Below are 18,045 nucleotides of genomic sequence, written 5' to 3' on the forward strand. Positions count from 1 at the left end.
TCTCTTTAAAATAGTAGCAAAGCAGGAATAGCACAGAATTATTCGCAGCGGCCAGCCAATGCAGGTACACCATTCCACTGAATTAATACCAAATAAAGACATTCATTATTTTGCGTTTGAGAGTATTTCCATAAAATTGCAAAGGGAAAGCGGGCGCCGAGGGAGTTGTGCGCCAAGCATTTTGTAAAGTACACTCCTTTACTCCCCTTTCTTTACTTGGGGCTTGCGGGGTGGCTAGACCTGGGGGATTACTTGTGCTGCCGGTTCAGGTGCAGGCGGCGCTGGTGGAGTAGAGGCGGCTTTTTTGGCTTGCTCCCGGTCATACCTTATTTGCGCCAATGCCATTTTCATGGCTCGGTCTACCTCTGCCTTTGAATAACTATCGCGGTCATAATCTGGCCACGCTGGCTGCGTGATACGCTTTATCAATGGTTCAACGATGTTGAGCGTCACACCAGGAGAAACGGCCTTCTGCATTTCCTCGAATACGCTGTCTCGCTCGGCATAGCCAGCGAATACGTACTCCATTTCCCGCCGGCTGGTCAGCAACAGCTGGATGGTGTAAAGCACCGTCACCGCGGGGTCGTAATCCTCGTAGCGAAGCTGCCCTTCTCGAGTGGTGCGGTCGATGTTCTCGGTGTAGATGGCTACCACCTCGGCCATGTTGAGCAATTGGAGGCGCTCGTTACGGCGCGTATAGAAGAAGGAGGAACCAAGCATAAGGAGAGGAAAGCAGCACAACGGCCGCTGTGGTCGTTTCGTGTGAAAGGTAGGAAAAGGAAAGGCCCCAGTGGTGCTGGGGCCTTTTTGAGCATTACTTCTCCCCTTTCTTCGCTCGTGGCGTGCGGGGTGGCTTGGCAGCGGGGTATTGAGTGCTAGTCACGAACTACAGACATTGCGTGCTCTATTTCTGCGGCAGTGTAGCCGTTGTAGACTGTCTTAGGCCCCTCCGGCTTACGCGGCACGTCGGGCGATGTATCGATGATGGTCGCGGCCGGTGCTAAGGCGGCTAAAATCCCGTCGTACATCTTGTCACGGTCTTCAGCTGTGGCGTACAGGTATTCGCTGTACAAACCGTTGGCCATGACGATGGTGAGCAGATAAATTTTCCCTTCTAACGGGTCATACTCTTCATACCGCCGCCTAGCCGGTTCGGAATCCACGTCAACATCATTGACATGAACTGACGCGATTTGAGCAGTATTCAGTAAAGTACGACGCTTGCCGCAGACGGTGTAGATGAAGGAGGAGCCGACCATAGGAGGAGAAAGCAGCGCAACGGCTAGGGGTGGGATTTCGTGTGTTGAGCCCGCTACTCCGCGTCCGGCACCCAGTCCGGCAGCTTCACGAACATGGCGTAGTCCGGCAGGCGGTTGTCCTCCCCTCCTGCTTCGAAGGCAAAGCAAAACTCCACTTCGTTCTTGTCCACGTCGTAGTTCACCTCGACAAAGAAACCGGCGGGCACTTGGTAGAGCATCACCGCTTGGTGCACGTCGTCCCAGCGCCGGGCAATGTAGGTGCCTTGGTTGTAGACGTAGGCTAGCTGCACCTCGTCGGAAAGGTGGTTGAAGTTCTCGATGGTCATCACTGGGCAAGGTAGGCTAATAGCACCACTTGCACGGGTCCATCCGCTGCTGGGCCAAGGCCAGCGAGATGGGCACCACGGCCGCATTGCACCGGGCCAGGCCGCGGCAGCCGGGCGAGGCGTGGTACTTGACCGTGTTGCCGCTGGCGCAGTAGTACACCTTCGGGCCAGCGGCTGTTTTGGTCTTGACCTTGACTTTGGCCGCCGCGTGGTGGGTGACGGTTTTGTGAGTGGTACGGGGGTGGGTGGTCTGGGCCTGGGCAGTAATGGAGAGCGCGAGGAAGGCCACCTGGAGTAGCAGGTGTTTCATGGGGGCAAGGTAGGGAGCGGGCATGAAAAAGCCCCGCTGGGTGAGGGCGGGGCTTCTTCTCAATACCACAGAGAGACGCAAGGGTTATTCGCCGCTTAGAACTCTTCAAACTTTTTCACTGGCCCACCAGCCTCATGCCCTGGGTGTTGGGGTGGATTTTGCAACTGCTCTACTTGCTCCTGCAGTTGCCCAATCGTCTCCTGTGCCTTCTTTAGGCCTTCCTCCAAATCAAGCAGCCTACTTAATAGGTACGAATCAAAATATTGCCCCTCAGTTGGATATCTCAACGGTGCCAAAGTTGGATTTCCTCCATTCACTATAGCGTGCTGTCTTTCGTTCTGCAAGGCTTCAAGCGACTTCTTAATTTTATCTGAGGGGTACATTTGGGTTTACTAAAGGTTAGGCCTGTTAAATTAGGCAGAAAACCATTAATCCGAATGCACTTGACTACAATCGCCAACCTGTACCGACCCGGCCAGCCACCGCAACCCATCCCAGCCGAGCAATTCGCCCTCCCCGATGCTTCGGGCCGTGCCCAGGTGACGCAGGCGGTAGCCGATGCGCTGGGCTGCCATGTAAGCCTATTGGACGTACTGGCCAGTGGGCCTGGCTATGTGGCTTACTCCATCTTTGACTGTGAAGGAGATGTAAATGCTGCCGTTATCCCTCTATTAAAAGCAGTTACAAAAACAGAATGGGGGAACGAGAATGAAGATGAGGTGCTGCGAGGAAACATTTTAGTCATACGGCTTACATAAAATATCTCGACACTGTGCACCATCATCATCACCGGCGTTACTTTGCATGATGTCATACGCTTTGCTTGAACCACAAGACGTGGCAGCATTATTTTTCAAAGATGCAGGTAGAACAGAAAGGACTTTTTAAATATTCAGGAATTGATATATTTTCTGGAGCCGGAGGCATGAGCTGTGGTGCCATGGCAGCAGGGGTTTCTATCGACTTAGCGGTTGAGTTTGATAAACACTCCGCTAATACATTCAAAAAAAACCATCCGAATACACTTGTAATACAGGATGATATAAGCAATATCAATCCAAAAAAGTATATCACTACGCCTCCATTCGTAGTCTTTGGTGGACCACCATGCCAAGGGTTTTCTAAATCCAATACAAAAACTAGAGATATAGGTAATGACAATAATAACCTTTTCAGAGAATTTATCAGATTTGTGGATGAGCTACAGCCTCAATGGTTCGTCTTTGAAAATGTAGAGGGCTTTCAGTCCTTTAATAAGGGAAAGACTCTGAAGTCATTAGAACTAACCTTTAAGGGCCTTAAATATACTACTAGTCATAAAGTCCTTTGTGCATCCTCCTTTGGAGTCCCACAGCGCCGGAAAAGATTTTTTATGGTGGGTAATAGAGATGGAATAAAATTTGAATTTCCTAAAGAAACCAGCACTGAAATCACTGTAAAAGACGCCTTTCATGACCTGCCGAAGCTTATAAATGGTCAGCAAGACTCTGCATTACCATATATAAGCAAGCCGCAAAGCCAATATGCAAAACTCATGCGCGGTGCAACAAAGGAATCAACACAAAATCTAGTATCTCGAAACAGGGATTACGTTGTAGAGAGATATGCTCATATACCTCAAGGAGGAAACTGGCGGTCTATTCCGAATCACATGCTTGACAACTACGCCAACTTGGACAATTGTCATGGGAGCATCTACCGTCGGTTAAACCTTGATGAGCCATCGGTAATCATTTCCAACTATAGAAAAAATATGCTTATACACCCAGAGCAAGACAGAGGTTTATCTGTACGTGAAGCAGCGCGTCTGCAAAGCTTTCCTGACAGCTATGTCTTCGAAGGAAATCTGGTATCAATACAGCAGCAAATAGGAAATGCGGTACCGCCCCTGCTAGCAAAAGAGATTTTCTCCCAACTTATATCTGCATCCAAATAAAATGGCGAAGCAAAGTTTAAGGTGGAGATTCGACGTTAATACATTTCGGTTATTGGGAAGAGAATTAATAACTGACCGTGTAACAGCAATATTTGAACTAGTAAAAAATTGCTATGATGCTAATGCCACCAAAGTGGACATCGATTTTATTGACGTAAGCCACGGCGTTGGGACGGGCCAAATAATAATATCTGACAACGGCCAAGGAATGACTTTCGAGGACGTTCGCGATAAATGGATGGTTGTAGGCACAAACAGCAAGCGAGAGCGTACATCATCCGGCTCACCCTTCTTTCGCAGAATGGTGGGCGAGAAGGGCGTTGGCCGATTTGCCGTTGAAAAACTTGGGAGCAAGTTATTACTACAATCTAAAAAGGCTTCACAGCCGACACAGATAAACGTAGAAATAATCTGGGATACTTACGAGGAGTTATCTGCGCAATACAATCTTTTTAGCCAAGAGGCTACCCTTCCTACATTAAGAAAAAAGGCAGAGAAAGCGGCTATAAAACCCAAAAAGAAATATTTCACAGAGATTGATAACCGCTACTGGCACGAGGTCAAAAACAACGATTCTCAATATACAACCCTCGTAATAAGCGGCTTGCGCGAAACATGGACTGGCAATGATATTTCACGCGTCTACAAAGAACTATCTAAGCTTATATCTCCCCTAACGGAGAAAAAAGAGGATTTCACTATAAATATACGAGCAAAGGAGTTTGAGGAATATAAAAAATATGAGGAAGTAAAGAATAAAGGGATTTCTGAATCATCTATAAATTTTTCCCTTAAATATAATTTAGAAAACAGAACACAAGAAGTAATAAAATTTAACGGAGAAAACCTTGTTGTTTCTTCGGTGCCAATAAAAAAGATGGGCCCGGTTGAAATGGCTCTATATTATCTCGACACTGAGGCTAAACGGACTTACAAGAATCTAACTTCGTCTCCACCTGACGGAATCAAGATTTATCGCGACAATTTAATCACTACGCCATTTGCAGAGTTTGAAAGCCAAGACGATAAAAAACGTGATGTTATAGGCATTGACAAAAGAAAGCATAACGCTTTCTTTGATAGAGTAGGCTCAAGAGATTTAATTGGTTATGTAGCTATCACGAAAGCTCAAAACCCGGAGATAATTGATGCAACGAATCGTCAAGATTTTGTCGAAAACGAGGAGTACAGGGCATTAAAACAGTTCATTATTGACCAAGTAGTAGAGTTAGAGAAGCTATTAAAGTACCAGCGCGAAGCCTCAAAACAAATAACCACCACTGGTTTGCAGAGTGCAAGGGTGGAGTTGGATGCTTTTACGCAGGTCGTTCAGCAGACAATTAGAGAGACGCCTCAGCTTACGCAGCAGTTGAACCCCTTGCTTCAAGTGGCAAAGCGTGTACGGGTGGACTTCGCTAAAGGAATAAAGGCTTACGAGCGTCTTGAGAAGGAAAAGGTTCGCCAAGAGAACATCTTCATGAGCCTAATGTCCTTGCAGGAATACGCAGCTCAGATTGCTCACGTTGTAAGGACGTCTCTGGCAAGAGTATTGCACCTAGCTGAATTTTTCAAGGACTTCTTTCCCAACGAGGAATACAACGACATTTTTGCCACTTACTCTAAAAACATCTATGATGAAATGATGACCCTCGATAGGGCAATTGAGTACATGTTGAGCTATGCTCTTGCAGATACTGACAAGGTCGCTATAGACATCAAGGATACTATTGAAGGTTTGCTATTCAGAAACTATAAAGATATTTTAGCACAAAAAGACATTAGGACCATAGTAGAAATTAACAAGTCAGTGATTATAAATACAAATGAGAGAGTCATAATTGACATTTTCGAAAATTTAATCACTAACTCTATCAAGGCCCTTAATGAAATAAAAGGCGAAAAAATAATTAAGTGCTCTGGTTCTATTGATGACCAAGGCGTAAACATTCTTTTTTCTGACAATGGAAAAGGAATAGATGTGGATGATTACGAACGCATTTTTAATGTTTACTATACAACCAGCGCTGAGCAGGGCGGAGCTGGTATTGGTTTGTTTGTTGCCAAGACTCGTGTAGAATCTCTTAAGGGAACAATCAATGTTGTTAAACCAGAATTTCACCCACAGGGGGCTACATTCAAAATAACTTTTCCATTTAATAAATAATTATGCCTAAGTCGCCCATTGAAGTAGTAGTAATCGATGATTTAATGGAAGCAACAGCTCCGTTAATAATAAGACTCAGAATGTTTTTTGAGAGTGTGATGCTGCGCAAAACGCCTGGGGAAGGGATAGAATACGTATTAGAAAATCTAGGAAAAAAAAGAATGGTAGTAGTTCTAGACCTGGAGTTTTTTTCTAACAAACACGCTGGGCATCAAATATTTGAAACGATTCGTAAAAAATCTCATATTCTGCCATTCGTTATTTTCAGTGCAACAGACCCTTCTAGTCAGGGCCAAGACTTGACTGATTTTATTAATGAGCAAGCTTTCGCCTTTCACAAAAAAGGCACGCCAGCGAGTGAAGTCGTAGATACCGTTAAGCGCGCTGCTGATTCTCTATCTGCTCGCGTAGATGCGGCCATTGAAAGTTGGATTGAAAGCCATCCACCGGAAACTAGGGAACAGCCTTATATCACTACTGCTAATGGTGAGACAATTTCTCTTGAAAATATTCTTCAAGAGATAAGATTACAAACAGAAAAAGGGAAGGAATTTGAGAGAAGGTTCCTAATGTTGACAGTAGATTTAGTAATGCGCAATATTGAAAATATCAATGGTTAATATAATAATAGCCGTAGACGAACAGGATGCTGATTTAGGCTCCTATTTCCAAATGTGTGCTGCTGACATCAGTTTTGAATTACAAAGCGATGCACACAGCCAAACATACACATACAATATAATACGGACCGATGGTTTAACACAAGAAAATATAATAAAGGCAATTTCTTTAGTCCAAGACAAAAACTACATATTCATTGCTTATGCGCATGGCAATGAAAATTGTCTTGGAGTTCAAGGTGCCGATATTTTTGTTGATTTAGACGCAGGAGTAGGCCATTTTTGCAAATCTATTTTCTACACCTTCTCTTGTAAAACGGGCATAAATTTGGGACCCGGGCTAATTGATGCCGGCTGCCATGTGTTCTGGGGGTATATCAAAAACGCGGAGATTGTGCGGCCATTCGAGTCACTCTTTTTAGAGTGCGCGAACCACGGTTTCAAACGCCTACTCATTGGGGATACAGTCCAAGAAGCATTTGATTATATGATTAAAAAATACAATGAATATATATCGGCCATATATACACGAAATCTAATGGCAGGTCAGGCACTTATGAATAATAGAGACGCTCTAAGATTCTTTGGTAACAAGGATTTAAGGCTTGCTGACATTCTTGACTAGCAAAGAAGCTCATATACTTATAATTTCAACTATTTCCTCAAGAGATACCCATCTTAAAATCTCTTGACCGTCATGCTCTTCTCTTGCCATGAACTGCATCTTACGGTTCGGGCGTGGCTCTAGGCCGAGTCTATCACTCTTATAGTTAGCGGCAGCACGGACGCTATAAAATTGGGGCGCTGTGTCATTTCCCTCAGCAACAGGCGTAGAGCGTGTCTCTGTGCCTGTTGTTGGGTTTGAATGTAAGGACATTTTTTTTGGTGCTTCCGCTGATTTCTGCATTTCGCCCTCACCGAAAAGCAACCATTCTGCATTTATGTCCGGGTACGACCTCAACATTTTCTGAAGCACAGGAAAGCTAGGCCCCCCTTTTTTACCCCCTATAAGGTCCGCCACGGCTTGGCCGGATATGCCAGCAGCGCGTCCTAACTCGGATTTGTTGCCTTGAGCACGTGTCTCAAGCAGAAATTTAATCCGTTCAGCAACAGGTTGTTCACCTTTTCGCATCAGATTTTATTGATGTTAAGTCAACTTTTTCTTGACTATATCAGAATAAGTTGAATACATTTGTAACACAAACACTAACACAAGCAAGGTACACAAATGAAACAGAACCCCACCCCGGCCAAACGCCCGCCCACGATGCGGGAGTTGATGCCCAAAGGCTTTCTGCCCCTGCTCTGCAAGCGCACGGGCAGCGGCAACCTCTCCAACATGAGCCAGGTGGTCAACCTGGAAAACACCAATTCCGGCTTCTGGCCCGCCGTGCTGGCCCTGGCCGAGGAAACCGACCCCGCCGGCCTGGCCGCCTGGAAAGCCGCCCAGGTGCCCGCCGAGCCGGAAGTCTCCCACGTCCAAGCGGCTTAGCCTCCACCAACACCAAGTCAACCCTTCACACCTCTTTCACACACCAACCATGAAATCCAAACCCTCCCTTATCCCTATGCTGGCCTCCCCCGGCCAGAAGAAGCCCAGCCTCCCGGTGGCGGCGGGCTTCACCGAGAACGACCTGCTACACCTCACGGCCCCGGTGCTCGACTTTCCCACGGGCACGGTGCTGCCGGTGCTCGGCTACTGCATCGACGAGGAAGTGGACGGCACGCCCTACTGCGTGCGGGCCTACGTGCCGGGCCGGGGCACCACGTTTGCCGGGCGGCAGGCTAGCCGCTTCCGCACGGCGCTGCAGCGCGAGGTCTGGTTCGGGGGCATCCGCCCGCTGTTCTTCACCGAGATTGACGTCACCGACCACGCCGAGGCCCTGCGCCTGGAGCGGGTGGTGGAAGCCGTGGTGATTCCCATGTACGACTACCGCGGCATGGACACGCCCATGCGCAAAGCCGCCTAGGGCCATGCAAGTCGAACTCGTCAACGGCATCATCCAGCTGCAGCTCTCGCACCCGCGGGAGATGGAGCTGCTCAACACGGCCGCCCGCGAACTGGCCGCGCGCCTGGCGGGCGAGGCCCTGGAAAACCGCAACTACCACATGGGCACCAAGCCCACCCCCGGCCGGGGCTACGACGACCGCCTCACCATGCGGCTAGGCTTCTCGGCCACCACCTGCTACGAGTACCTGCGCCTCGACCCCAAGCGCGGCGGGCTGGCCGGCCGGCAGGTGGGCACCAAGTGGCTCGTGACCGAAGAAGCCGTGCGCGACTTCGAGGGCCGCAAGACGAAGCAGGCCGCCTAATTCATTTTCCCACGCTCATTTTTCCACGCCATGAATCCCTTGACCGATTTCGCCCCCGAGCCCTACCTGCCCTGGCTGCGCACCGACCCGGCCATGCAGCACCCGACTGGCTTCATCAGCACCGAGGTGCTCACTCTGTCGGCCTACGTGCCGATGAGCCGCCACTTCCCCGCCGGCACCCAAGTGGCCGCTAAGCGGGTTTTCTGCCCCGAAGATCTGACCGAGGGCGTGTACTGGTTCCAGCGCTTCCACCCCGCCGATGGGCTTTGCTTCAAGCAGGAGCACACCGAATGCGCCTTCGGCCGTTTCGCCGGGCTCATGCCCACCAGCAACGAGCGTGCCCAGGCCCGCCGCCTCAAGCAGGGCTACGCCCACCTGGAGCTGAGCGCCGACGTGGACTGCACCGATTCGAAGCGGGCCTACTTCCTGCGCGAAGACGGCACCCAGACAGTGCACATGGACTTCAACGACCCCAACTTTAAGCTCTGGCGCTTCACGCACTACGTATCGCTGCCGGCCCCGGCCCTGGCCACGCTCGGCGACGCGGCCACCGGCTACTCGCCCGAGCAAACGCGCTGGCTGCGGGAAGAGCAAGCCATCTGGCAGGACCTGGGCGCCGAATTCACGGCCCAGGTGCTGGGCGGCTTTCCGCTGCCCGAGCTGCGGGCCGTGCTGACCTACCAGCAGCACGACGATTTCAACTGCGTGCTCAACACCCTTCCCCGGCTCATGCCCAGTCAGGCCAAAAAGCGCCGGGCGGGCTCGGTGGTGGCCCTCGGCTGGCGCAGCACCAACTGGCTGGGCCAACCGGTCACCCTCACCGAATACCTCAAGGTGGAAGACGCGGCTTTGCTGCTCGACCAGCTGCAAAGTATCACCGACCTACACCGGGCCGAAGCGCGGGTGCAAGAGAGCCGCGCCGCCGGCCAGGCTGCCGCCACGGCCATCCGCGCCGCCCGGGATGCGGCCCGCGCCGTGCAGGTGCCGCCCACGTCGGCCCAGGCCTTGTCCTTCGCCCCTTCCGCTGGGCTCAGCGCCCTCGCGGCCTAGCACCGCCGCTTCTCTTTGCCATGAACGGCTACACCCTCGCCAACCACTTCCGCAAGCTGCGCCCCACCAGCTCGTTCTCGTCCATCGAGGCCGACCTATTCTACGAGCTGGTGGGCCTGTGCAACGACCGGAACTGGCCTACCGAGTTCCAATACCCAAACCCGCTTCTCTGTGCGACCCTCGGCATTTCGGAGAAATCGCTGATTACGGCACGCAACCGACTCAAGCAGGCAGGCTTATTGGAGTTCACGTCAGGCCACAAGCGCAGCCCCACGGTGTACAGGTTTCTTGACCCTGATGCCGAAATACCCTTACCTCAGGTAAGTATAAACGGCAGTAAAAGCGGCAGTATAAACGGCACCCATACCGGCAGTAGAACCGGCACCCCTTATAAGGAACAAACTAAAAGGAAAAGTAAAACACCTCCGCCGGCTCCCGCCGTCGAAGCGAGTGAGGAAGTTTCTGCTTCGGTTTCGCTTCCCGACTGGCAAGCCTGGCTCGACGCCAACGCCCCGGAAGTCCAGCGCCTGAAAACGCCTTTCGGTCCCAACCAGTGGGCGAACCTGGTGGCCGACTTCGGCGAGCCGCTGGCCCGGGAAGTGGCGCTGGCCATGCAAAACCACGCCGGCCTGGCCAAAAAGTACACCTCGGCCTACCTCACGGCCCGGGATTGGTGCAAGCGCCGCCAGCCGGCCCAACCGGCCGCGCCGCGCCCCGCTCCCCAACCGGTGCCGGCTCCCGTCCTCGACCCCGAGGCCGTCGCCGCCAACACCGCCCGCCAACAATCGGCCATGCAGCAGCGCATTGCCCAACGCCAACAACGCCAGGAAGCCCTGGCCGCCTGATTCCATCCCATGCCCACGCCCACCACCACCGATGCCCTGCTCGCCGCCGTGGAGCCCATTGCGGCCTACGTGGCCCGCACCCCGGCCCCGAACCGGCACGCCGACCGCTGCGCCGTGCTCGTCGATGCCGTGGCCGACTACGTGGAGGAGGTGGAAGCCGCCGAAACCGTTCGGGCCGCCGAGCCCGACTGGAAAGCCCTGACCTACCGCATGGTGGCCGCGCTGGACTTCCCGTCGCCCACCCACCCGCTCATCCTGCGCTGCCGCGCCCTGCTCGATAGCCCCCGCCTGCAGGCCCGTGCCGCCCTACCCCTGGCCCAGCGCATGCTGGCGGCCACCGTCACCTCCCACCACCTGGGCACCCCCGACCACCTGACATGAGCCCGGCCCAGAAATTTCCCCGCAGCACCCGGCCGCCGGCCGACCCGACCACGAAGGCCACCGGCACCCCCGGCCGGCTGCCCCACATCGACAACCCGCTCGACGCCCTGTTTCCCGTCACGGACGCCATGTGGGCCTCTATGCAGCACGAGTACACCAACGGCCGCGAGAAGGGCCAGACCACCCACGTGCCCTTCATCGACAAGCATTTCACGTGGATGCCGGGCTACACCAACGTCATCACCGGCTGGCCCGGCCACGGCAAAACCGAGCTCTACTACCAGCTGCTACTCTACCGGGCCGTGTTCGCCGGCAAGAAAACGGCCATCTACTCGCCCGAGAACGGCCGGCCCCAGGACATCTACGACGGGTTGATTCACTCGCTGACCGGCCGCAACCCCGACCGCGACTGGAAGCGCAAGCTCTCGCTGCGCGACTACGCCCTGGCCAAGGACTTCATCCGCGAGCACTTTGTGGTGGTGAGCCCGCCGCGGGGCATGGGCAAAACGCCCGGCCACATCCTGGCCTACTTCGAAGCGGCCATTGCCCACTTCGGGGTCGACCATTCCATGTTCGACCCGTGGAACAAGGCCGACCACTCGGCCCAGGTGGGCATGGGCGGCATCGAGGCCTACCTCATCGGCGTGCTGGACATGTGCACCGGCTGGGCGGCCGACACCCGCCAGCACCTGGTCATCACCGCCCACCCCAAGCGCCTCGAAGGCATGGCCTACGGCAACGCCCGGGCGGTTCCGGACGGGGCCGCCATCAGCGGCGGCCAGACGTGGGAGAACATGGCCCTGGTGATTGGTGCCGTCCACCGCCCCCACAAGCACGTCGAGGGCGACACGTCGGTGGAGCTCTACTGGCACAAGGTCAAAAGCCACAAGCTCGTCGGCCACCCCGGCTCGGTGGGCACCATTGCGCCCGGCGAGTCCATGCCCGCCGTGCTGGTCACCTTCGACTGGCAGACCAACCGCTACTACTTCAACGGCTGGACGCCCTTCAACGACCCGCTGGCCTACGAGGTGTGGGGTGGCGCTTTTGAGGAGGACCGCCCGGCCCAACGCCACCTCGTCGAACCAGAAGCCACGGGCGCGCCGGCCCCTGCCCCCACGTGGCGCAACGGCACCCAGCTGCCCCTCGGCGAAGATTTTACCGGCAAAGGCCGCGTCATCACTCTTAACTCTTAACCGACAATATGCACCACGGCCTTACCCTTGAACTCGCCCAAGCTGCCAACGACATGGCCCGCGGCTATCACCCCGACCTCTACTGCTCTGCGCACTTCGTCGTGGCAGACTTACCCGCCGATGCCAAGAACGTTGGTGGCGCCTACTTCCGCCGCGCCGTGAAGGTTTGGACGGCCCAGCCCACGGGCGGCGCCATCAATCTGGTGTACTGCGAATCGGTGGGCGACGACGAGGACCTGCTCACGCATTTGCAAAAGGGCCTCAACGAATGGGCGGCCACCGGCGCCACGCCGCAAGACGCCCACTGGATTACCGAGGCCCGAGCCGCCGAGTTGCTGGCCCTGGCCACGCACCCGCTCACGTCGGTAACGGAGCGCACGGCCTTGCTGAGCAAGTACCTGCGCTGGCAAACCGAGAAGGACGCCCGCGAGCTGACCCAACTTCTCACCGTTCAGATTGAAGCCCGCAGCCCCGGCGTGCTTACGGGCCGCGGCTGGATGCCCCACGGCGCCCCGACACCCAAACCCGCCATCAACCCCTACGGCCAAGTGGCCTGACCTCATTTCAACAACCCTCACCACCTCCCCCACCATGGCCAAGATTCCCGGACTCCAAGACATCAACGACCACATCAGCCTCTGCCGCTACGCCTACCTGCGCACCATTCTCTACCAGGAGCGCGGCGAGCTCACCCCCGAGCAGCAAAGCACCTACCAGTTCCAGATTGGCCACATGACCATCTTGCTGGAAGAACTCAAGGACCACCTCTACAACCTGCGCGGTCTGGCCACCGCCTGCGCCCACGGCCTGGCCGGCACCACGCCCGACGACTACGAGCCCTGGCAGGAAGACGAGAACGAAAACGAGGTGGAGGTGCCTTACGACGCCTACGCCGAGATGGCCTACCACCTCAGCGGCGAAAGCAGCGTGCGCCCGCACCGGTTGAGCGACTCGGTGCTGGCCTACATCGAGGAAATGCCCCTACGGGACCAGGTTCACGCCGAGGGCTTCCTGCAGTTCTTCGGTGGGGAGCTGACCGTGCTCAAAGAAGGCGTGCCCGGTACGGATTCGGCCCGCTACTCCTCCACCGACATCGCCGAGGCCGGCATTTCGGCCGCGCTCGAAGCCATCGGTTCCACGGCCTTCGTCCTCACCTACGCCGACGACATGGCCCGCGTGGAGCAGCTGGTGATTGACCGCGGCCCGCTGGAAGAAATCGCCGCCTTGCTGGGGCCGCTAAAACGCAAAATGCCGTGGGAGGACTAATCCAATGCCCATCCGCACCGCCTCCCGAGTAGACGCCAACCAGCCGGCCATCGTGGCCGCCCTGCGCGGCATCGGCGCCTCGGTGCTACACCTGCACCAGCTCAAGAACTGCTTCGACCTACTGGTGGGCTACCGCGGCCGCACCTTCCTCATGGAGGTAAAAGACCCCAGCCAGCCGCCAAGCAAGCGCCAGCTCACCGCGGGTGAAGCGCAATTCAAAGCGCAGTGGCGCGGCTCTAGCTACCACGTCGTGCACACCATCGACGAGGCCCTCGGCATCGTTACGGCTGCTCCCCCTTGACAAACACGAGCGTGGTAAAAGCTGCCTGCCCTGTGCTGAACGTGCTTCTCAAGCGATACCCTTCTTGATAGAGCCGGGCAATCAGCTTCTGATAGCCTTGCCCGGAATCGGTAATGCCCTTATCGCTCAGCCCGCCGTTGAACTTGACCATTTCGCTTTTGCCATTGGCCCGACTAATCGAGGCCTCCACGTTGCCGCCGTTGTCATACACCCGCACCACGACAATATCCGGCTCCGCCGCCTGCGCCATCACCGGACTCCCACTCAGTGCCACCAGGCACGCTCCCAAGAAGAATAGCTTTTTCATGCCGGCGAATGTAGCGCCGGCCCACCACTTGCCCGACTCCTACCCATGGCCCTGCCCAACCGCCTCGCTTCTGCGCCCAGCCTTTCTTCCCCCTCACTCCAGCAACCGGCCCCGCGGGACCTGCCGGTCTACAACCCCGACCACCACATCCCGCCCCCGCCGCCCATGCCCACGCTGAGCATCAAACCCAAGGGCATGCTCCACCTCCACGCCAGCCTGCGCCAAGCCATCAGCCTGCGCCACGGCCAGCCCATCGACCTCATTCCCCCGGTGTGGAACAGCCTGTTCTGGCACCTGGACCTGCGCAAGTGCGCTACCCGCCGCGTGGTGTGGTACGACAACACCCGCGTCCGGGCCGAGGGCATCAAGCTCCCGCCGGGCCTGGTGACCGAACCGCTCACCCTTTACCTGCTGCCGGGGGAGCCCGCCCATCCGGATTACTACCCGCTACTGCCCGCCAACGCCCTGGCTGCCCCCTTCTATGCCCACCTTGCCCAGTAAGTCACCGGCGCGCCCGTGGATACCCAAGGCCCAGCCCACCGCGCGCAAGCCCTACCAGCGGCACGCCGAGCGTACGCCCCTATACGACTCGCCTCGGTGGCGCGCCCTGCGCCTGGCCCAGTTGCGCAAGGAGCCGTGCTGCCGGGCCTGTGCACAGAAGAAGCGCGTGACGCCAGCCGTGGTGGCCGACCACATCAGGCCCTACCGCGACGGCTCGGACTTCTTCGACGCCACCAACCTGCAGAGCCTGTGTACCCCGTGCCATGCCCGCAAGAGTGCCAAGGAAGGCCATGTGAGGCGCAAAAACACCGTTTAAACGCAATCAGGGCACATCATATCGCAAAAAGCGCCCCCAGAGGCTGGAAATGGCCTTTAGGGGGTAGGGGGTCAAAATCCTTCCGACCCCTCGCTAAATAACCGTAGCCCAGCCTCAAACAGACGCGCGTGCATAATTCAATTCCAAATATCCCATGCCAGCCGGACGCCCTCGTAAGCCGACCCACCTCAAAAAATTAGCCGGTACACTGCAGCCCAGCCGCACCAATCCGCTCGAACCCGTGCCCGCCGTGGCGTTGGGCCAACCGCCTGAATGGCTGAGCGCTACAGCCAAGGAATACTGGGATGAAATCGGCGGAATTCTGCTTCAAATGAACCTGGTGAGCTACGGCGACACCGCCGCCATGACGCTGCTCTGTGACGTGCTGGCGCAGTGGGTGAGCGTCCGGGTCACTATTGCCAAAAAAGGCCGCGTGTACGAATTGCTCAGCGACGGCGGCAAGGTGTTCCGCGCCCGGCCCGAGGTGGCCATGGAAGCCGACCTCTGGCGCCGGGCCAGCCGCATGCTCGTGGAGTTCGGCCTGACGCCGGCCAGCCGCTCCAAGGTGTCGGCACTCGGTGACAAGGAGGAAAAAGACCCATTGTCGGCCCTATTCGACGAAGCGAAATGAAGCTGATTCTCCAACCCGAAGGCTCGACCGTGTGCGGCCAGTGCTGCGTGGCCATGATAGTGGGCGTTCCGCTCAAATCCTGCCTCAACACCTTCTGCCACGACTGGGCCACCAACCCCAAAAATGTCCGGTGGGCGCTGAAATACTACCACTACAAGCCCAACAAGCGGCTGCTGAAGTTCAAAAAGCAGGAACAATTACCAAATCTGTGCCTGCTCAAGCTCACCTATCCCTTTCAGAAAATGGGGCACTGGGTGGTGTACGACACCGGCGACATCTACTGCCCGGTGCTCGGCATTGTGAACTACGACGACTACGAAGAGCTCAGCGGCGGCACCCTCACCCACTACCTCGGATTTACTAAATGAGCACCCTTGCCCCTTGGCACCAATACGCCACCGACGCCGCGCACTACGGCGGCATCGAAGCCGCCGTGCAGGAAAAGCTGCGCCCGATTCTGCGGCGCATCGCCAACCTGGAAAAAGAACAGTTGGAATTTGAGCGGCCGACCCTGAGCCAGCCCGGCAAAGCATTTGCGGAACTGCGGGAAGAGGTGAAAGCTTCCGACCGGAGCCGGGAAATTGCGGCCCTGGGCCGCAAGGCCGAGGCCTTCCGCGCCCAGTTGCGCGAGCTACCGATGCGCGTGAGCAAGTACACCCGCCTGGCCTGTGAGCGCCACCTGCGCGACCTGCAGCACGGCCCGGAGCGCGGGCTGTGGTTCGACGAGAAGCGGGCCACGGTGGCCGTGAAGTTCTTTTTGCTGCTCACCCACAACAAAGGCAAGTGGGCCGGCCAGCCGATGACGCTGGAGCCCTGGCAGCAATTCTTCATTGCCAGCATTTTCGGCTGGAAACGGGCCGACGGCACCCGCCGCTTCCGCGAATCCTACCTCGAAGTGGCCCGCAAAAACGGCAAAAGCACCGTGGGCTCGGGCGTGTGCCTCGAAATGCTGGTGCTCGACGGCGAGGCCGGCGCTGAAATCTACACGGCGGCCACCAAAAAGGAGCAGGCCCGCATCGTGTTTGGCGACGCCCAGAACATGGCCAGCAAGTCCACCTCGCTGCTCAAGAAGGTGAAGGTGCAGCGCAACGCCATTCTGGTGCCCTCCACCCTCTCGACGATGAAACCGATGTCGTCGGACTCCAAAACCGAGGACGGTCTCAACCCGCATTGCATCTACATTGACGAGTATCACGCCCACCCCGACGACGGGCTCTACTCGGTGCTCAAGTCGGCCACCGGCGCCCGGGCCCAGCCGCTGCTCTCCATCATCACCACGGCCGGCTTCAACCGGCTCGGGCCCTGCGCCCAGCTGCGCAAGGCCTGCGCCAACCTGCTCGAAGGCCAGCACACGGACGACTCGTATTTCGCCCTCATCTTCAGCCTCGACGAGGAGGACGACTGGAACGACGAGAGCACCTGGCAGAAAGCCAACCCCAATTTGGGCGTTTCGCTGCAGCTCGACTACCTGCGCGAGCAGCACCTGGCCGCCGTGCGCCTGCCCTCGCAGCAGGTGAACTTCAAAACCAAGCACCTCAACATCTGGACCGACAGCGCCGTGACCTGGATTCCGTCCGAAGTGTGGGCACTGGGCAACGAGGGCACGCCGGTGGCCGAGCTGGCCGGCCGCCAGTGCTGGGGCGGACTCGACCTGGCCAGCGTGCGCGACATCACGGCCCTGGTGTTCATTTTTCCCACCGATGACGGCGCGTTCGACGTGCGGTGCTGGTTTTGGGTGCCGGCCGATACGGTGGATATCCGGACCGAAAAAGACAGCATCCCCTACCGGCAATGGGTGGACGAGGGCTACATCATCGCCACGCCCGGCAACGTGACGGATTACAACTACATCAAGCGCCAGGTGCAGGAACTCTGCGAAACCTACCAGGTGCAGATGATAGACTACGACCGCTTCAACGCCTCCCAGCTGGTGATTGACCTCACGGACGAGGGCGTGCCCATGCAGCCGTTTGGCCAGGGGTTCGTGTCGATGAATGCGCCCACCAAAGAGCTGGAAAAGCTGGCGCTGGAGGGCAAGGTGCACCACTACGGCAACCCCGTGCTGGCGTGGATGTGCGGCAACGTGGAGATTCAGCGCGACCCGGCCGACAACATCAAAATCAACAAAGGCAAGTCGAAAGAAAAGGTCGACGGCATGGTGGCGCTGGTGGAGGCCTTGGGCGGCTACCTGAGCGATGACCGCGAAGACGAGTACATCCGGGAGGGCCGCGGCATTATTGAGCTGTAGGCTTCTCCCGTTTCCCCCCGCCCTCCTGTCAATATCGCTACCCCCGCGTCGGAGCTTTGAAGAGCTAATCCGACGCCC

The 18,045-nt window shown here is 56.3% G+C and carries 27 protein-coding genes; 20 read left to right on the forward strand and 7 right to left on the reverse strand.

The features are described from left to right. Nucleotides 1–234 precede the first annotated feature (234 nt). The 5 genes from Q4S41_RS07165 to Q4S41_RS07185 all read right to left on the reverse strand — a co-directional run bounded on the left by Q4S41_RS07165 (nt 235) and on the right by Q4S41_RS07185 (nt 2,278). Nucleotides 235–720 carry a hypothetical protein gene (locus Q4S41_RS07165; RefSeq protein ID WP_305030418.1) on the reverse strand — a complete coding sequence of 162 codons (486 nt, stop codon included), beginning with the start codon at nt 718–720 and terminating at the stop codon, nt 235–237. A 155-nt stretch (nt 721–875) separates the two neighbouring features. After that, entirely contained in the window at nt 876–1,259 is a 384-nt protein-coding gene (locus Q4S41_RS07170) for a hypothetical protein (RefSeq protein ID WP_305030419.1), read from the reverse strand. Between the two features lie 53 nt (nt 1,260–1,312). Then, nucleotides 1,313–1,585 (reverse strand): hypothetical protein, encoded by a 273-nt coding sequence (locus Q4S41_RS07175; RefSeq protein WP_305030422.1) that lies wholly within the window; start codon nt 1,583–1,585, stop codon nt 1,313–1,315. Between the two features lie 16 nt (nt 1,586–1,601). Continuing rightward, nucleotides 1,602–1,895, reverse strand: coding sequence for a hypothetical protein (locus Q4S41_RS07180; protein ID WP_305030423.1), 294 nt, complete (start codon nt 1,893–1,895; stop codon nt 1,602–1,604). A gap of 95 nt (nt 1,896–1,990) precedes the next feature. Further along, nucleotides 1,991–2,278, reverse strand: coding sequence for a hypothetical protein (locus Q4S41_RS07185; RefSeq protein ID WP_305030424.1), 288 nt, complete (start codon nt 2,276–2,278; stop codon nt 1,991–1,993). A 60-nt stretch (nt 2,279–2,338) separates the two neighbouring features. Between Q4S41_RS07185 and Q4S41_RS07190 the strand changes: the two genes are divergently transcribed. The 5 genes from Q4S41_RS07190 to Q4S41_RS07210 all read left to right on the forward strand — a co-directional run bounded on the left by Q4S41_RS07190 (nt 2,339) and on the right by Q4S41_RS07210 (nt 7,240). After that, nucleotides 2,339–2,653, forward strand: coding sequence for a hypothetical protein (locus tag Q4S41_RS07190; protein ID WP_305030425.1), 315 nt, complete (start codon nt 2,339–2,341; stop codon nt 2,651–2,653). A 101-nt stretch (nt 2,654–2,754) separates the two neighbouring features. Further along, entirely contained in the window at nt 2,755–3,831 is a 1,077-nt protein-coding gene (locus Q4S41_RS07195; RefSeq protein ID WP_305030426.1) for a DNA cytosine methyltransferase, read from the forward strand. Nucleotides 3,832–3,883: 52 nt separating this feature from the next. Next, complete coding sequence (locus Q4S41_RS07200; RefSeq protein ID WP_305030427.1) at nt 3,884–5,995, forward strand: sensor histidine kinase; 2,112 nt, start codon at nt 3,884–3,886, stop codon at nt 5,993–5,995. A 2-nt stretch (nt 5,996–5,997) separates the two neighbouring features. Beyond that, entirely contained in the window at nt 5,998–6,615 is a 618-nt protein-coding gene (locus Q4S41_RS07205) for a hypothetical protein (RefSeq protein ID WP_305030428.1), read from the forward strand. Continuing rightward, nucleotides 6,608–7,240 carry a hypothetical protein gene (locus Q4S41_RS07210; RefSeq protein WP_305030429.1) on the forward strand — a complete coding sequence of 211 codons (633 nt, stop codon included), beginning with the start codon at nt 6,608–6,610 and terminating at the stop codon, nt 7,238–7,240. The genes Q4S41_RS07205 and Q4S41_RS07210 overlap by 8 nt, the downstream gene beginning before the upstream one ends. A gap of 9 nt (nt 7,241–7,249) precedes the next feature. Here Q4S41_RS07210 and Q4S41_RS07215 read toward each other — a convergent pair whose 3' ends face one another. Further along, on the reverse strand, nt 7,250–7,747 hold the full coding sequence (locus Q4S41_RS07215) for a hypothetical protein (protein ID WP_305030430.1): 498 nt from the start codon (nt 7,745–7,747) through the stop codon (nt 7,250–7,252). A gap of 96 nt (nt 7,748–7,843) precedes the next feature. On the opposite strand from Q4S41_RS07215, the gene Q4S41_RS07220 reads away from it, so the two are divergent. Genes Q4S41_RS07220 through Q4S41_RS07265 form a run of 10 tightly spaced genes read left to right on the forward strand, consistent with a single transcriptional unit; the run spans nt 7,844 to nt 13,964 of the window. Further along, nucleotides 7,844–8,107: a hypothetical protein gene (locus Q4S41_RS07220; protein ID WP_305030431.1), complete on the forward strand. Its 264-nt coding sequence runs from the start codon at nt 7,844–7,846 to the stop codon at nt 8,105–8,107. A gap of 49 nt (nt 8,108–8,156) precedes the next feature. Further along, complete coding sequence (locus Q4S41_RS07225; RefSeq protein WP_305030432.1) at nt 8,157–8,585, forward strand: hypothetical protein; 429 nt, start codon at nt 8,157–8,159, stop codon at nt 8,583–8,585. 4 nt (nt 8,586–8,589) lie between these two features. Continuing rightward, nucleotides 8,590–8,928, forward strand: coding sequence for a hypothetical protein (locus Q4S41_RS07230; RefSeq protein ID WP_305030433.1), 339 nt, complete (start codon nt 8,590–8,592; stop codon nt 8,926–8,928). Nucleotides 8,929–8,958: 30 nt separating this feature from the next. After that, the gene (locus Q4S41_RS07235) at nt 8,959–9,978 is read left to right on the forward strand and encodes a hypothetical protein (RefSeq protein ID WP_305030434.1); all 1,020 of its coding nucleotides are present in this window, start codon (nt 8,959–8,961) and stop codon (nt 9,976–9,978) included. A 20-nt stretch (nt 9,979–9,998) separates the two neighbouring features. Continuing rightward, complete coding sequence (locus tag Q4S41_RS07240) at nt 9,999–10,823, forward strand: hypothetical protein (RefSeq protein WP_305030435.1); 825 nt, start codon at nt 9,999–10,001, stop codon at nt 10,821–10,823. A gap of 9 nt (nt 10,824–10,832) precedes the next feature. After that, nucleotides 10,833–11,204 carry a hypothetical protein gene (locus Q4S41_RS07245; protein WP_305030436.1) on the forward strand — a complete coding sequence of 124 codons (372 nt, stop codon included), beginning with the start codon at nt 10,833–10,835 and terminating at the stop codon, nt 11,202–11,204. Continuing rightward, on the forward strand, nt 11,201–12,397 hold the full coding sequence (locus Q4S41_RS07250; RefSeq protein WP_305030437.1) for a hypothetical protein: 1,197 nt from the start codon (nt 11,201–11,203) through the stop codon (nt 12,395–12,397). Before Q4S41_RS07245 ends, Q4S41_RS07250 begins: the two co-directional genes overlap by 4 nt. Nucleotides 12,398–12,405: 8 nt before the next feature. Beyond that, nucleotides 12,406–12,954 (forward strand): hypothetical protein, encoded by a 549-nt coding sequence (locus tag Q4S41_RS07255; RefSeq protein ID WP_305030438.1) that lies wholly within the window; start codon nt 12,406–12,408, stop codon nt 12,952–12,954. Between the two features lie 34 nt (nt 12,955–12,988). Then, on the forward strand, nt 12,989–13,663 hold the full coding sequence (locus Q4S41_RS07260) for a hypothetical protein (protein WP_305030440.1): 675 nt from the start codon (nt 12,989–12,991) through the stop codon (nt 13,661–13,663). Between the two features lie 4 nt (nt 13,664–13,667). Then, on the forward strand, nt 13,668–13,964 hold the full coding sequence (locus tag Q4S41_RS07265; RefSeq protein WP_305030442.1) for a hypothetical protein: 297 nt from the start codon (nt 13,668–13,670) through the stop codon (nt 13,962–13,964). Here Q4S41_RS07265 and Q4S41_RS07270 read toward each other — a convergent pair. Next, entirely contained in the window at nt 13,945–14,271 is a 327-nt protein-coding gene (locus Q4S41_RS07270; protein ID WP_305030443.1) for a hypothetical protein, read from the reverse strand. The two genes, Q4S41_RS07265 and Q4S41_RS07270, sit on opposite strands and share 20 nt — an antisense overlap. A 45-nt stretch (nt 14,272–14,316) precedes the next feature. Between Q4S41_RS07270 and Q4S41_RS07275 the strand changes: the two genes are divergently transcribed. The 5 genes from Q4S41_RS07275 (at nt 14,317) to Q4S41_RS07295 (ending at nt 17,967) form a co-directional block, all read left to right on the forward strand. Further along, complete coding sequence (locus Q4S41_RS07275; protein WP_305030444.1) at nt 14,317–14,772, forward strand: hypothetical protein; 456 nt, start codon at nt 14,317–14,319, stop codon at nt 14,770–14,772. Then, nucleotides 14,753–15,088: an HNH endonuclease gene (locus tag Q4S41_RS07280; protein ID WP_305030445.1), complete on the forward strand. Its 336-nt coding sequence runs from the start codon at nt 14,753–14,755 to the stop codon at nt 15,086–15,088. The genes Q4S41_RS07275 and Q4S41_RS07280 overlap by 20 nt, the downstream gene beginning before the upstream one ends. Nucleotides 15,089–15,242: 154 nt before the next feature. Next, nucleotides 15,243–15,719 carry a phage terminase small subunit P27 family gene (locus tag Q4S41_RS07285; RefSeq protein WP_305030446.1) on the forward strand — a complete coding sequence of 159 codons (477 nt, stop codon included), beginning with the start codon at nt 15,243–15,245 and terminating at the stop codon, nt 15,717–15,719. Beyond that, nucleotides 15,716–16,087, forward strand: coding sequence for a hypothetical protein (locus Q4S41_RS07290; protein WP_305030447.1), 372 nt, complete (start codon nt 15,716–15,718; stop codon nt 16,085–16,087). Before Q4S41_RS07285 ends, Q4S41_RS07290 begins: the two co-directional genes overlap by 4 nt. Continuing rightward, nucleotides 16,084–17,967, forward strand: coding sequence for a terminase large subunit (locus Q4S41_RS07295; protein ID WP_305030448.1), 1,884 nt, complete (start codon nt 16,084–16,086; stop codon nt 17,965–17,967). The genes Q4S41_RS07290 and Q4S41_RS07295 overlap by 4 nt, the downstream gene beginning before the upstream one ends. Nucleotides 17,968–18,045 lie beyond the last annotated feature (78 nt).

It is taken from the genome of Hymenobacter convexus, assembly GCF_030580955.1.
Taxonomy (GTDB): Bacteria; Bacteroidota; Bacteroidia; order Cytophagales; family Hymenobacteraceae; genus Hymenobacter.

Coding starts and splice junctions, on each gene's coding strand:
- Q4S41_RS07165 (WP_305030418.1), bottom strand. CDS start 720: ATGCTTGGTTCCTCCTTCTTCTATACGCGCCGTAACGAGCGCCTCCAA.
- Q4S41_RS07170 (WP_305030419.1), bottom strand. CDS start 1,259: ATGGTCGGCTCCTCCTTCATCTACACCGTCTGCGGCAAGCGTCGTACT.
- Q4S41_RS07175 (WP_305030422.1), bottom strand. CDS start 1,585: ATGACCATCGAGAACTTCAACCACCTTTCCGACGAGGTGCAGCTAGCC.
- Q4S41_RS07180 (WP_305030423.1), bottom strand. CDS start 1,895: ATGAAACACCTGCTACTCCAGGTGGCCTTCCTCGCGCTCTCCATTACT.
- Q4S41_RS07185 (WP_305030424.1), bottom strand. CDS start 2,278: ATGTACCCCTCAGATAAAATTAAGAAGTCGCTTGAAGCCTTGCAGAAC.
- Q4S41_RS07195 (WP_305030426.1), top strand. CDS start 2,755: ATGCAGGTAGAACAGAAAGGACTTTTTAAATATTCAGGAATTGATATA.
- Q4S41_RS07205 (WP_305030428.1), top strand. CDS start 5,998: ATGCCTAAGTCGCCCATTGAAGTAGTAGTAATCGATGATTTAATGGAA.
- Q4S41_RS07210 (WP_305030429.1), top strand. CDS start 6,608: ATGGTTAATATAATAATAGCCGTAGACGAACAGGATGCTGATTTAGGC.
- Q4S41_RS07215 (WP_305030430.1), bottom strand. CDS start 7,747: ATGCGAAAAGGTGAACAACCTGTTGCTGAACGGATTAAATTTCTGCTT.
- Q4S41_RS07220 (WP_305030431.1), top strand. CDS start 7,844: ATGAAACAGAACCCCACCCCGGCCAAACGCCCGCCCACGATGCGGGAG.
- Q4S41_RS07225 (WP_305030432.1), top strand. CDS start 8,157: ATGAAATCCAAACCCTCCCTTATCCCTATGCTGGCCTCCCCCGGCCAG.
- Q4S41_RS07230 (WP_305030433.1), top strand. CDS start 8,590: ATGCAAGTCGAACTCGTCAACGGCATCATCCAGCTGCAGCTCTCGCAC.
- Q4S41_RS07235 (WP_305030434.1), top strand. CDS start 8,959: ATGAATCCCTTGACCGATTTCGCCCCCGAGCCCTACCTGCCCTGGCTG.
- Q4S41_RS07240 (WP_305030435.1), top strand. CDS start 9,999: ATGAACGGCTACACCCTCGCCAACCACTTCCGCAAGCTGCGCCCCACC.
- Q4S41_RS07245 (WP_305030436.1), top strand. CDS start 10,833: ATGCCCACGCCCACCACCACCGATGCCCTGCTCGCCGCCGTGGAGCCC.
- Q4S41_RS07250 (WP_305030437.1), top strand. CDS start 11,201: ATGAGCCCGGCCCAGAAATTTCCCCGCAGCACCCGGCCGCCGGCCGAC.
- Q4S41_RS07255 (WP_305030438.1), top strand. CDS start 12,406: ATGCACCACGGCCTTACCCTTGAACTCGCCCAAGCTGCCAACGACATG.
- Q4S41_RS07260 (WP_305030440.1), top strand. CDS start 12,989: ATGGCCAAGATTCCCGGACTCCAAGACATCAACGACCACATCAGCCTC.
- Q4S41_RS07265 (WP_305030442.1), top strand. CDS start 13,668: ATGCCCATCCGCACCGCCTCCCGAGTAGACGCCAACCAGCCGGCCATC.
- Q4S41_RS07270 (WP_305030443.1), bottom strand. CDS start 14,271: ATGAAAAAGCTATTCTTCTTGGGAGCGTGCCTGGTGGCACTGAGTGGG.
- Q4S41_RS07275 (WP_305030444.1), top strand. CDS start 14,317: ATGGCCCTGCCCAACCGCCTCGCTTCTGCGCCCAGCCTTTCTTCCCCC.
- Q4S41_RS07280 (WP_305030445.1), top strand. CDS start 14,753: ATGCCCACCTTGCCCAGTAAGTCACCGGCGCGCCCGTGGATACCCAAG.
- Q4S41_RS07285 (WP_305030446.1), top strand. CDS start 15,243: ATGCCAGCCGGACGCCCTCGTAAGCCGACCCACCTCAAAAAATTAGCC.
- Q4S41_RS07290 (WP_305030447.1), top strand. CDS start 15,716: ATGAAGCTGATTCTCCAACCCGAAGGCTCGACCGTGTGCGGCCAGTGC.
- Q4S41_RS07295 (WP_305030448.1), top strand. CDS start 16,084: ATGAGCACCCTTGCCCCTTGGCACCAATACGCCACCGACGCCGCGCAC.